Origin of the sequence: Thermomonospora catenispora (assembly GCF_006363815.1) — a bacterium.
In the GTDB taxonomy this organism is placed as follows: domain Bacteria; phylum Actinomycetota; class Actinomycetes; order Streptosporangiales; family Streptosporangiaceae; genus Thermomonospora; species Thermomonospora catenispora.
In genome coordinates this window covers 15,893-27,801 of record NZ_RRYT01000026.1, presented here as the reverse complement: position 1 = coordinate 27,801, position 11,909 = coordinate 15,893, and the positions used below count along the sequence as shown (strand labels likewise).

Sequence of the window (11,909 nt, the reverse complement as noted above, 5' to 3'; positions counted from 1 at the left end):
GAGCCGCGCAGGGCGCATGCCGCTGCGGATCGCGGCGGTGGCCGGAGCCGCCGTCGCGCTGGTCGGCGCGGGCGCCGTCGCGGCCTTCGCGACGTCCGGCGGCGGGGAGACCGCCACCGTCAAGCCGACGCCGCCGGCCGAGGCGCCCAGGCAGCCCGATCCCCGGCAGCTGGCGGAGCAGCAGCGGCTGCTGGATCTGCGGCGGGCCGACGAGGCCGCCCGCAAGGACGCCCGCAGGCGGCCGGTGTTGGAACTCAAGGGCCGCACGCCCACTCCCACGCCGACCGCGACCCCCGAGGCGTACGCCGGGAACCCCGTCCCGGTCGGCGAGGCGCAGCAGATCGCCAAGGCGATGCTGCCGAGCTTCGGGTTCGACCCCGACACCCAGTTCGGCTGCCTGGTGAAGCTGTGGGACAAGGAGAGCGGCTGGCGGACCACCGCGCAGAACCCGACCAGCGGTGCGTACGGCATTCCGCAGGCGCTGCCCGGCTCCAAGATGGCCAGCGCCGGCGCCGACTGGCGGACCAACCCGCGCACCCAGATCAAATGGGGCCTGGGCTACATCAAGGACCGCTACGGCACTCCGTGCGCGGCGTGGGCGCACTCCCAGCGCGTCGGCTGGTACTGATCCCGCTCCCTCGGCCCGCGGAAAGGACGGCCGCCCGTCCTTTCCGCGGGCCGAACGCATGACGCCGTCGAAAGGTCGGTAAAACGGCGGCAGAGATTTTCCGCCGCGACGATTCAGCGGTTCGCCGTCGTCGCACGTTCCTGACGTGCCACGACGACGCGACGGTGAATGCAGCATGCGAAGAAAACGCACCGGAACCGTGCTGACGGCGTTGGCGGTCGCCTTCGGCCCGCTGCCGGCGGCCGACGCCCACGCCGTCGGGAAGACCGCCGACCGTCCCGGACGCGACCGGGTCGCCCACCGCCTCCACAAGGCCGGGCGGCCGTCGGTGCGGCCGTCGGCGCGCCGCCTGGCGGCGCACCGCCCGGTCGCGCGCCGGCCGGTCCGGCGTCCGGGCCGCGACCACCGCGACGGCGGCCACCACGACGAGGTGGCCGAGGAGAACCGGATGCTCGGCCTGACGCTGGCCGAGCGGAACTGGCCCGAGCCGCGCCAGCTCCGCTGTCTGGACCGGCTGTGGACCCGCGAGAGCGGCTGGAATCACTTGAGCAGGAATCCGCACTCGGGCGCGTACGGCATTCCGCAGGCGCTGCCCCCGACCAAGATGGCCGACGCCGGCGACGACTGGGAGACCAATCCGCGCACCCAGATCATCTGGGGCCTGCGCTATATCGCTCGGCGATACGGCACTCCGTGCCGGGCCTGGAAGCATTTCAAAAAGAAGGGCTGGTACTGATCCGCAGCCTCTTCGCCGCAGGCCGCCGGCGTTCTTCCGGGGCCTGCGGAGCACGGCTCAGCGGCCGGGCGCCGGCCGGCCGGTCATCGCCAGCACGTCGAGGGCGGCGTCGAGCTCCTCCAGGGTGATCTTTCCCTGCTCGACGTGACCGCGCTCCAGCACCACCTGCCGGATCGTCTTGCGCTCCGCCAGCGCCTGCTTGGCGACGGCGGCGGCCTCCTCGTACCCCAGATACCGGTTGAGCGGGGTGACGATCGACGGCGAGGACTCGGCGTAGACGCGGCAGCGTTCCACGTCGGCGTCGATGCCGTCCACGCACCGGTCGGCCAGCAGCCGGGAGGCGCCGGCCAGCAGCCGGATGGACTCCAGGATGTTGCGGGCCATCATCGGCAGCATCACGTTCAGCTCGAAGTTGCCGGCCGCCCCGCCGAACGCCACCGCCGCGTCGTTGCCCACCACCTGCGCGACCACCTGGAGCACCGCCTCGCAGATCACCGGGTTGACCTTGCCGGGCATGATCGAGGAGCCCGGCTGCAGGTCCGGCAGCCGGATCTCGGCCAGCCCGGCGGTCGGCCCCGACCCCATCCACCGCAGGTCGTTGGCGATCTTGTTGAGCCCGACCGCGATGGTGCGCAGCGCCCCGCTGGTCTCCACCAGCGCGTCCCGGGCCCCCTGCGCCTCGAAGTGGTCGCGGGCCTCGGTCAGCGGCAGCCCGGTCTCGGCGGCGATCCTCGCGATCACCTTGGCGGCGAACCCGGGCGGGGTGTTGATCCCGGTGCCCACCGCGGTCCCGCCCAGCGGCAGCTCCGCCAGCCGCGGCAGCACCGCCTCCAGCCGCTCCACCCCGTACCGCATCTGCGCCGCGTAACCGCCGAACTCCTGGCCGAGCGTGACCGGGGTGGCGTCCATCAAGTGGGTGCGGCCGGCCTTGACCACATGGGCGAAGTCGGCGGCCTTGCGCTCCAGCGACGCCGTCAGACGCCGCAGCGCGGGGATCAGCTCGCCCACCACGGCCTCGGTCGCCGCGATGTGGATGGAGGAGGGGAAGACGTCGTTGGAGGACTGGGAGGCGTTCACATGGTCGTTGGGGTGCACCGGGCGGCCCAGCCGCTCGGTCGCCAACGTGGCGATCACCTCGTTGGCGTTCATGTTGGACGAGGTGCCCGATCCGGTCTGGAACACATCGACCGGGAACTGGTCGTGCCAGCGGCCCGCCGCGATCTCCTCGGCCGCCTCCCGGATCGCCTCCGCCATGTCCGGCTCCAGCACGCCCAGCTCGGCGTTGACCGCGGCGGCCGCCGCCTTGATCNCGGCCGCCTCCCGGATCGCCTCCGCCATGTCCGGCTCCAGCACGCCCAGCTCGGCGTTGACCGCGGCGGCCGCCGCCTTGATCCGGGCCAGCGCGACGATCTGCGCCGACTCGAGTCCGCGCCCGGAGATCGGGAAGTTCTCCACCGCCCGCTGGGTCTGCGCCCGCCACTTGGCCGCGGCGGGGACGCGCACCTCGCCCATCGAGTCCCGCTCGACCCGGTAGCCCTGCTCGGTCATCGTCGGCACCTCCGGTCCCTGGACACCCTTCCGTCAGGGTGCAGCCTTGCCCGTGGCGTCGACATTCCCGGGCGGCGGGTCATTTCTCGATCAAGTAGTCCTTCCGCGTGCCGGGGGCGCCCATCGGCTGCTTGCGGCCGTTGACCCACACCTCGCAGGCGGCGCTGTCGTAGATCACCGCCGACAGCCGGGGCTTGTCGAAGACCCGCTCCTCGCCGCGCGCCATCGTGCCGCGGAACTCCAGGTTGAGCGATCCGGCCTCGGCGACGAAGATCCGGCAGGTGTCGCCGACCGCCCGGATCACCAGCGGGTTGAGCGCGGCGGCGGGCGGGGCGGTGGCGGGTTCGGAGGCGGTGCCGCGCCCGTCGTCGGCCACCGCCTGCCCGGGGCTCTCCCGGGTCATCCCGACGATCAGCGCCCCCACGCCCACGCCGCAGGACGCCACCGTCGCGGCGACCAGCCCCGCCACCACCGCCAGCCGGTACCGGGGGGTGGCCTGGCGGCGCGCCGTGCGGGGCGCCGACATGGCGCGCTCCAGACGGTCCACCGCGCGGGCGTGGCTGAGCCGCCGCACCGGGTTCTTCTGCAGCAGCCCGTCGAGCACCGGGGCCAGCGGCCCGGCGTTCTGCGCGGGCGGCGGGTCCTCGTTGGCCAGCGCGCTGAGCGTGGCCATCACGTTGCCGCGCTCGAACGGCGGATGCCCCTCCAGCGCGGCGTACAGGGTGGCGCCCAGCGACCACAGGTCCGCCTGCGGGGTGGGCCGCTCGCCGGCGGCGACCTCCGGGGCCACGTACGCCGGGGAGCCCATGAAATGCCCCGTCTTGGTCAGGCTGGTCGCGCTCGAGGAGAAGGCCAGCCCGAAGTCGGTGAGGACCACCCGGTCCCCGTCCAGCAGCACGTTGGACGGCTTGAGGTCGCGGTGGATGATCCCCGAGCGGTGGGCCACCGCCAGCGCGTCCAGCAGCTGGCGGCCGATGTGGGCGACCCGCTCGGGCGGCAGCGGGCCCTCCCGTTCGATGATCTGTTCCAGGCTGGGAGCCTCGATCAGCTCCATCACGATCCACGGCCGGCCCTGCTCGATCACCACGTCGTAGACCTCGACGATCGAGGGGGTGCGCAGCTGGGCCGGGGCGCGGGCCTCGCGGAGGGTCCGGCGGTAGAAGATCACCCGCTCTTCTTCGCTGAGGTCCTCCGGCAGTCTCAGTTCTTTGATCGCCACCGCGCGGTCGAGGAGGTCGTCGTGCCCCCGCCACACCGTGCCATTGGCACCCTGGCCGATTTCGGAGATCAGCCGATAGCGCGTCGCCAGCACGAGGCGCTCAGACTGAGACATGGCGGAAAAGATACCGGAGTGGGTTCATGCGGCACGGCGGGATCGCCGGAGGTGTACCGAATTATTCACCCTTATCCGATTCTTGGGTGAAGGGTTCGTCACGGAACGGTACGGGCTCCGAAAGGCGCCGTTGCGGAAGGACCGCTCGCAAGGCGCGCTCGCGATGGGGCGGCGGGCGCGTCCGGCGGCCGGGGCCGGAGAAGACGACGGCGACCGGACGCCGTCGCGTCCGGTCGCCGAGCGCCTTCACGGCGCCTTCCGGGGCCGGCGTCAGGGGCTCCCGCGGGCGCCGCTCGAGACGTCTCCGGACCGTCCCCGGAGTTCTCCCGCCGTCCTCCCGAGCCGCGGCGCCTTGCAAGCGCCTGCCGAGGCCGCCGGGAGGAACGCCGTCCCGCGCCTCCCCGCGGTGAGGGGACCGCCGCGGGACGGCCGGCGGCGGCCCTCCGCCCGTTCCGGGACGGGGACGACGCGCCGGGCTCAGCGCCGGCCGATGGTCAGCAGCGGCCCGGTGGTGTCGGCGAAGAAGTCGTTGCCCTTGTCGTCCACCACGATGAAGGCGGGGAAGTCCTCCACCTCGATCTTCCAGACCGCCTCCATGCCCAGCTCCGGATACTCCAGGACCTCGACCTTCTTGATGCAGTCCTGGGCCAGCCGGGCGGCCGGGCCGCCGATGGAGCCCAGGTAGAAGCCGCCGTGCTTCTTGCAGGCCTCGGTGACCTGCCGGGAGCGGTTGCCCTTGGCCAGCATCACCAGCGAGCCGCCGGCCGCCTGGAACTGCTCCACATAGGAGTCCATCCGGCCCGCGGTGGTGGGGCCGAAGGAGCCGCTGGCGTAGCCCTCGGGGGTCTTGGCCGGACCGGCGTAGTAGACGGCGTGGTCGCGCAGGTACTGCGGCATCGGCTCGCCGGCGTCCAGCCGCTCCTTGATCTTGGCGTGCGCGATGTCGCGGGCCACCACCAGCGGCCCGGTCAGCGACAGCCGGGTCTTGACCGGGTACTTGGACAGCTCGGCGCGGATCTCCTCCATCGGCCGGTTGAGGTCGATCCGCACCACGTCGCCGCCCAGCTCCTCGTCGGTGGTGTCGGGCAGGAAACGGGCCGGGTCGGTCTCCAGCCGCTCCAGGAAGATCCCCTCACGGGTGATCTTGGCGACGGCCTGCCGGTCGGCGCTGCAGGACACCGCGATGGCCACCGGGCAGGACGCGCCGTGCCGGGGCAGCCGGATCACCCGCACGTCGTGGCAGAAGTACTTGCCGCCGAACTGCGCGCCGATCCCCAGCCGCCGGGTCAGCTCCAGCACCTCCTCCTCCAGCTCCAGGTCCCGGAACCCGTGGCCGGTCATGGAGCCGGAGGTCGGCAGCGTGTCCAGGTAGCGGGCCGAGGCGTACTTGGCGGTCTTGAGGGCGTACTCGGCGCTGGTGCCGCCCACCACGATCGCCAGGTGGTAGGGCGGGCAGGCGGCGGTGCCCAGGGAGCGGATCTTCTCCTCCAGGAACGCCATCATCCGCTTGGGGTTCAAGACCGCCTTGGTCTCCTGGTAGAGGAACGACTTGTTGGCGCTGCCGCCGCCCTTGGCCATGAACAGGAACTTGTAGGCGTCCCCGTCGGTGGCGTACAGCTCGATCTGCGCGGGCAGGTTGTTGCCGGTGTTCTTCTCCTCCCACATGGTCAGCGGGGCCATCTGGGAGTAGCGCAGGTTGAGCTTGGTGTAGGCGTCGTACACCCCGCGCGAGAGGTGCTCCTCGTCGCGGCCGTCGGTGAGCACGTGCTGGCCGCGCTTGCCCATCACGATGGCGGTGCCGGTGTCCTGGCACATCGGCAGCACTCCGCCGGCGGCGATGCAGGCGTTCTTGAGCAGGTCCAGCGCCACGAACCGGTCGTTGGGGGAGGCCTCGGGGTCGTCGAGGATCTTGCGGAGCTGGGCCAGGTGCGAGGGCCGCAGCAGGTGGGAGATGTCGCGGAACGCCGTCTCCGACAACAGCCGCAGCGCCTCCGGCTCGACCTGCAGGAACGTACGGCCTCCCGCCTCGAGCACGGACACGCCGTCGGCGGTGAGCAACCGGTACTCGGTCTCGTCTGGACCGAGCGGCAACAGGTCGGTGTAGGAGAACTCAGGCATCTCACGTTCCTCGCGTCGCCAGGGGCAGGGGGCCGCACTCAGATTACGACGCCCCGAAGCGGCCCGGACGCGGGGCTCGGCTGGTGGAGCGGCTCGCGCGCATGCCACCCTGGTCGTGATCATCGGCCTTGGAGGGCCCCGTGACGGATCTGTACCTGCCTTTGGACCGCACGGCGGGACGGCTGTCGGCACAGATCGCCGCCGGGCTGCGCGCCGCCGTCCGGGAGGGCCGGCTGACCGCCGGCACCCGGTTGCCCTCCAGCCGCGACCTGGCCCGCGACCTGGAGGTCTCGCGCGGCGTGGTGGTGGCGGCCTACGAGCAGCTGGTGGCCGAGGGATTCCTGGTGGCACGGCGCGGCGACGGCACCCGGGTGGCGCCGCTGGCCCGTCCGGACGAGCCGCTGCGCTCCGCGCCGGTGTGGCGGCACGAGGAGCCCGCCAGCGAGCTGGGCTCCGGACCGAGCCCGATCGACCTGCGCCCCGGACCGGACCTGGCGGCGTTCCCCCGTGAGCTGTGGGCGTCGGCGCTCCGCACCGCGCTGCGCACGCTGCCGAGCGAGGCGCTGTCGTACCCGGATCCGGGCGGGGCCGCCGAGCTGCGCGCCGAGCTGGCCGGATATCTGGGCCGGGTGCGGGCGGCGCACGCCGCCCCGGAGCGGATCGTGGTGATGAACGGGGTGGCGCACGTGGTGTCCACGCTGGTCCGGCTGCTGGCCGCCGACGGGCACACCGTGCTGGCGGTCGAGGACCCGGCCGGGCACCGGCAGATCCCCTGGCTGCGGGCGGGCGGGCTGGAGCCGGTGCGGATCAGGGTGGACTCGGCGGGCATCGACGTGGCGGCGCTGGCCGCCTCCCCGGCCCGCGCGGTGCTGATCACCCCGGCGCACCAGTTCCCGACCGGGGTGGTGCTGGCGCCGAAGCGGCGCGCCGAGCTGATCGAGTGGGCCCGGTCGGTGGACGGCCTGGTGATCGAGGACGACTACGACGCCGAGTTCCGCTACGACCGGGAGCCGGTGGGCTGCCTGCAGGGCCTGGACCCCGACCGGGTGGTGCTGGCCGGGTCGGTGAGCAAGTCGCTGGCCCCGGCGCTCCGGTTGGGCTGGGCGGTCGCCCCGGACCGGCTGGCGCGGCGGCTGCGCCGGCACCGGACCGACACCGACATCGCCGGGCCGCTGCTGGAACAGCACGCGCTGGCCCATCTGCTGGCGACCGGCTCTTATGACCGGCATCTGCGGGCGCTGCGGCGTCGCTACCGCGCCCGGCGGGACGCCCTGGTGGAGGCGCTGCACCGCCGGCTGCCCCGGGCGCGGGTGCAGGGGGTGGCGGCGGGGCTGCACGTGTACGTGGAGCTGCCCCCCGGCTGCGACGAGGCCACGGTGATCGCCAAGGCCGCCGAACGCGGCGTGGTCCTCCAGGGGGCGGCGCCGATGTGGTCCCGCCCCGCCCCTCCCGCCCTGGTCATCGGCTACGGGCGCGCCAACGAGGCCCGTCTGACGGCCGCGGTGGAGGTGCTGGGGCAGGTGGTCGAGGAGACGACGGGCGGGTGAGCGCGTCGTCGCCGGCGGCGCCCCGTCGACCGGCCGCTGGGCCGGTCGCTCAACCGGTCGCTCGACCGGCCGCCGGGGCGGCCCGGGCGGCGTCCGGTTGCGTCCGGAAGCCCCCCGCCGTCAGCACGATCACCGCGACCAGCAGGGCGGGCGCGGTGAACGCCAGGCGCAGCCCGTCGTCCGCGCCGAGCGGCGCGATCGCCCCCACGATCGCCGCGCCCAGCACGAACCCCACGTAGTTGAAGACGTTCAGCCGGGCCACCGCCACCCCCAGGCCGGTCGGGTCGACCCGCCCCGCCGCCGAGAACGCCACCGGGGCCACCACCGCCAGCCCCAGCCCCGCCACCGCGAACGCCGCGACGGCGACGGGGGCGGCCGGGGCGGCCACCACGCCGAGCATCCCCGCCAGCCCGACGAGTCCGCCGGCCCGGACCACGGCGACGCCGCCGCAGCGCCGCACGCCCAGATCGGCCGCCGCCCGGCTGGCCACCATCGCCACCTGGTAGGCCACATAGCCGAGCGGGCCGACCGTCCCGCCCGCGCCCAGCTCGTCCTCCAGGTATTTCGTGCTGTAGTTGGCGATGGCCGCGTCGGTCAGATAGAACACGCCCAGTCCCGCGCCGACCACCAGCACCGGACGCCAGGGCACCCGCAGAGCCGCCGCCCGCATCTCCTCGGCGGACGGGCCGGTGCCCTCCTCGGCCCTGCGGAGCAGCCGGGGGCCGGTGGCCAGCGAGATCGCCGTGCCGACCGCGGCCGGGAGGAGGAACCCCGTCGCCAGCGACAGCTCCAGCCGGTTGGCCAGCGCCGCCCACAGTCCGCCGCCGATCCCGGCCACGCTCCACACCGCGTAGAAGCCGGTGAGCAGGCTGACGCCGTACCGGCGCTCGACCGCCACCGCCTGGGCGTTCATCGCCGCGTCCACCGCGCCCACGCTCAGGCCGAACAGCGCCACCGCCGCGCACAGGACGGGGATCCCGCCGCCGGTCAGGCCGAACAGCACCACCGCCAGGCACACCGTCGGCTGCGCCGCCCGCAGCACCGGCGCGCTGCCCCGGCGGGCGAACAGCGCGCCCGCCGCCACGCTGCCCGCCCCGGCGATCAGCGGCACGAGCAGCAGCACCAGCGCCAGCGCCCCGTCGCTCATGCCGTGCGCGTCCTGCACCCGCGGCACCCGGGTCACCAGCGTCGCGAAGCACAGGCCCTGCACGGCGAACGCCGCGTACGCCGCCAGCCGCGCCTGACGGTCCCGAACGGCCCGACGGTCCCGAACGGTCATGGGCGCCCCCGCGACAGGGTCAACGTGAAGAAGATTCACGTCAGCGTAGGGCTCCGGGCGGTTATCGTCTAGATGTGGACCTCACCAAGAGCCAGACGTCGGCCCGGCCGGTGACGAGCGTGCGCGACCTGCGCGCCTCCGACGCCGACCGGGAACGCGTGATCGCGGTGCTCGGCGAGGCCCTGGCCGACGGGCGGCTCACCGCCGACGAGCACGCCGAGCGCGCCGAGCGCGCCTGGCGGGCGCGGACGCTCGGCGAGTTGACCGGCCTCACCACCGACCTCAGTCCGCCCGAGGCGCAGCCCATCCTGGTCGACGACCGCCCCCTGCAGGCCACCTTCGGCACGGTGCGCCGCGGCGGCCGCTGGGTGCTGCCGGTGAGGCTGCCGCTGCTGGCGCTGTTCGGCACCGTCGAGCTCGACCTGCGCGAGGCCGTCCTGCAGCGTCGTCATGTGGTGCTGGACGCGCTGGTGCTGTGCGGGCGCGTCCGGCTGCTCGTGCCCGACGGCGTGGCGGTGAACGTCACCGGCCGCACCGTCCTCAGCACCCAGGACGTGCGGGTGCGGCCCGCGGGCGAGGGGCCCGTGGTCGAGATCGGCGGGCGGATGCTGCTGGGGTCGGTGCGCGCCCGCGCACCCAAGCGCACCTGGCGCGACCGGGTGCGCGGGCGGCTGCGCATCCGCAAGGGGCGCTGACGGCGGCTCAGACCGCCTGGTCGAAGTTGATCGCGCTGTAGGCGCGCAGCTTGGCCAGCTGGTGCTCGCTCTCCACCCGGCGGATGGTGCCGCTGCGCGCCCGCATCACCAGCGAGTTGGTGATGGCCCGGCCCCTGCGGTACCGCACCCCGTTGAGCAGCTCGCCGTCGGTGATCCCGGTGGCGGCGAAGAACACGTCGTCGGAGGCCACCAGGTCGTCGGTGGTCAGCACCCGGTCCAGGTCGTGCCCGGCGGCGGCCGCCCGGCTGCGCTCGGCGTCGTCGCGGGGCCACAGCCTGCCCTGGATCACCCCGCCCATCGCCTTGACCGCGCAGGCGGCGATGATGCCCTCGGGGGTGCCGCCGATGCCCAGCAGCAGGTCCACCCCGGTGCCCTCGCGGGCCGCCATGATCGCGCCGGCCACGTCGCCGTCGGTGATGAACTTGATCCGGGCGCCCGCCTCGCGGACCTCCTTGACGATGTTCTCGTGCCGCGGCCGGTCCAGGATCACCACGGTGACGTCCTCCACCGAGGACCCCTTGGCCTTGGCCACCGCCCGCAGGTTGTCGGCGACCGGACGTTCGATGTCCACCACGTCGGCCGCCTCCGGTCCGGTGACCAGCTTCTCCATGTAGAACACCGCGGACGGGTCGTACATCGAGCCGCGGGCGGCCACCGCGATCACCGCGATCGCGTTCGGCATGCCCATCGCGGTCAACCGGGTGCCGTCGATCGGGTCCACCGCGACGTCGCACTCGGCGCCGCTGCCGTCCCCGACCTGCTCACCGTTGTAGAGCATCGGCGCGTTGTCCTTCTCGCCCTCGCCGATCACCACCGTGCCGCGCATCGACACCGTGTTGATCAGCTGGCGCATGGCGTTCACCGCCGCCCCGTCGGCGCCGTTCTTGTCGCCCCGGCCCACCCAGCGGGCCGCCGCCATCGCCGCGGCCTCGGTCACGCGGACCAGCTCCAAGGCCAGGTTGCGGTCGGGGGCTGTGGGCTCCGTGGTGAGCGGAGAGGCGACGGACGAGGAAGCGGACCCGGCTTCGAACCCAGCGGAGATGGCAGACATCGCGATACAGCCCTTTCGGTCGGCGATGGCGGTCATTGTCCGTTTCTTGCAGCCCGGCTCACAAATTGGACCAGACCAGCGAACCGGCGCAGGTGATGCGGTTTCCTACCCCGACCGGCGGGTGTTCTCCCCTGATTCCTCCCGGACCGTCCGGTGACGCTGGGTTGCGATCTGGTGACCAGGCGGTGGAAGGAATCGTGAGCGCCTCCATGGAGGGCGTAATCTCTGCACTCATGAGCAGCGACATCCATGCGCCGTCCGATGAGACCGCCGCGGACGGCGCGCCCCCGGCGAGCACCGCCCCCCGTTCCCCCGCATCGCCGACCAAGGGGAAGGGCGAGTCGTCGGCCCGGGTGTCGGACCGGGGCGCGGCCACCCGCAGCGCCCTGCTGGCCGCGGCGCGGGACGTGTTCGCCGAGTCCGGGTTCGCCCAGGCCGCGGTCACCGAGATCGTGGCGCGCGCGGGCGCCAGCGTCGGCAGCCTCTACCACCACTTCAGCGGCAAGGCCGACCTGTACCTGACGCTGTGGGAGGACTTCCAGAACCGCCAGCAGGAGCGCACGCGCCAGGCCGTCCACGCGGCGCGGGCCGCCGGGGTCACCGACCCCATGCAGCTGTTCATCGCGGGCGCCACCGCCTATCTGGACGGCTGTCTGGCCGACCGGCGGATCTCCCGGCTGTTCATCCAGGGCGACGGCCCGCCCGGTTTCGACCGGGTGATGAACAAGCGGCTGCGCAAGTGGGCCCGCCGCAACGCCGCGCTGTTCCACACGCCCGACGGAGAGGTGGACGAGCCGCTGGTCACCGTGCTCACCGGCGCGATGGCGGCGGCCGTGACGGAGATCTCGCTGACCGAGGACGAGGACGCCGCCCGCAAGATGGCCGCCGACATCATGGCCGTCATCGCCACCATCCGCAGTCCCCGTGCGGAGCAGTCCTGAGCGTGCGCGATC

10 protein-coding genes are annotated in these 11,909 nt (G+C 73.5%); 5 read left to right on the top strand and 5 right to left on the bottom strand.

Features of this window, described 5'->3' with window-relative positions; all coding sequences use genetic code 11:
• Positions 1 to 16: 16 nt before the first annotated feature.
• A complete protein-coding gene (locus EIO00_RS18525) occupies positions 17 to 628 on the top strand; it encodes an aggregation-promoting factor C-terminal-like domain-containing protein (protein ID WP_140180676.1) in 612 nt (203 codons plus the stop codon).
• Positions 629 to 803: 175 nt separating this feature from the next.
• Entirely contained in the window at positions 804 to 1,364 is a 561-nt protein-coding gene (locus EIO00_RS25365) for an aggregation-promoting factor C-terminal-like domain-containing protein (protein WP_241661453.1), read from the top strand.
• 57 nt (positions 1,365 to 1,421) lie between these two features.
• On the opposite strand, the gene EIO00_RS18515 is transcribed toward EIO00_RS25365, so the two are convergent.
• The 3 genes from EIO00_RS18515 to EIO00_RS18505 all read right to left on the bottom strand — a co-directional run bounded on the left by EIO00_RS18515 (position 1,422) and on the right by EIO00_RS18505 (position 6,363).
• Positions 1,422 to 2,912, bottom strand: a complete 1,491-nt coding sequence (locus EIO00_RS18515) for a class II fumarate hydratase (protein ID WP_140180674.1) — start codon at positions 2,910 to 2,912, stop codon at positions 1,422 to 1,424.
• A 79-nt stretch (positions 2,913 to 2,991) separates the two neighbouring features.
• Complete coding sequence (locus EIO00_RS18510; protein WP_140180672.1) at positions 2,992 to 4,245, bottom strand: serine/threonine-protein kinase; 1,254 nt, start codon at positions 4,243 to 4,245, stop codon at positions 2,992 to 2,994.
• 477 nt (positions 4,246 to 4,722) lie between these two features.
• On the bottom strand, positions 4,723 to 6,363 hold the full coding sequence (locus EIO00_RS18505; protein ID WP_140180670.1) for a fumarate hydratase: 1,641 nt from the start codon (positions 6,361 to 6,363) through the stop codon (positions 4,723 to 4,725).
• Positions 6,364 to 6,503: 140 nt separating this feature from the next.
• Between EIO00_RS18505 and pdxR the strand changes: the two genes are divergently transcribed.
• Positions 6,504 to 7,910 (top strand): MocR-like pyridoxine biosynthesis transcription factor PdxR, encoded by a 1,407-nt coding sequence (gene pdxR / locus EIO00_RS18500; RefSeq protein WP_140180668.1) that lies wholly within the window; start codon positions 6,504 to 6,506, stop codon positions 7,908 to 7,910.
• 49 nt (positions 7,911 to 7,959) lie between these two features.
• Here the strand turns inward: pdxR and EIO00_RS18495 are convergent, their stop codons facing one another.
• Positions 7,960 to 9,189, bottom strand: a complete 1,230-nt coding sequence (locus EIO00_RS18495) for an MFS transporter (RefSeq protein ID WP_140180666.1) — start codon at positions 9,187 to 9,189, stop codon at positions 7,960 to 7,962.
• A gap of 74 nt (positions 9,190 to 9,263) precedes the next feature.
• On the opposite strand from EIO00_RS18495, the gene EIO00_RS18490 reads away from it, so the two are divergent.
• Positions 9,264 to 9,884, top strand: coding sequence for a DUF1707 SHOCT-like domain-containing protein (locus tag EIO00_RS18490; protein WP_140180664.1), 621 nt, complete (start codon positions 9,264 to 9,266; stop codon positions 9,882 to 9,884).
• Between the two features lie 7 nt (positions 9,885 to 9,891).
• On the opposite strand, the gene glpX is transcribed toward EIO00_RS18490, so the two are convergent.
• A complete protein-coding gene (glpX, locus tag EIO00_RS18485; protein ID WP_140180662.1) occupies positions 9,892 to 10,956 on the bottom strand; it encodes a class II fructose-bisphosphatase in 1,065 nt (354 codons plus the stop codon).
• A 233-nt stretch (positions 10,957 to 11,189) separates the two neighbouring features.
• Here glpX and EIO00_RS18480 point away from each other — a divergent pair, with 233 nt between their 5' ends.
• Positions 11,190 to 11,897: a TetR/AcrR family transcriptional regulator gene (locus EIO00_RS18480; RefSeq protein WP_140180660.1), complete on the top strand. Its 708-nt coding sequence runs from the start codon at positions 11,190 to 11,192 to the stop codon at positions 11,895 to 11,897.
• The last annotated feature ends 12 nt before the right edge of the window (positions 11,898 to 11,909 follow it).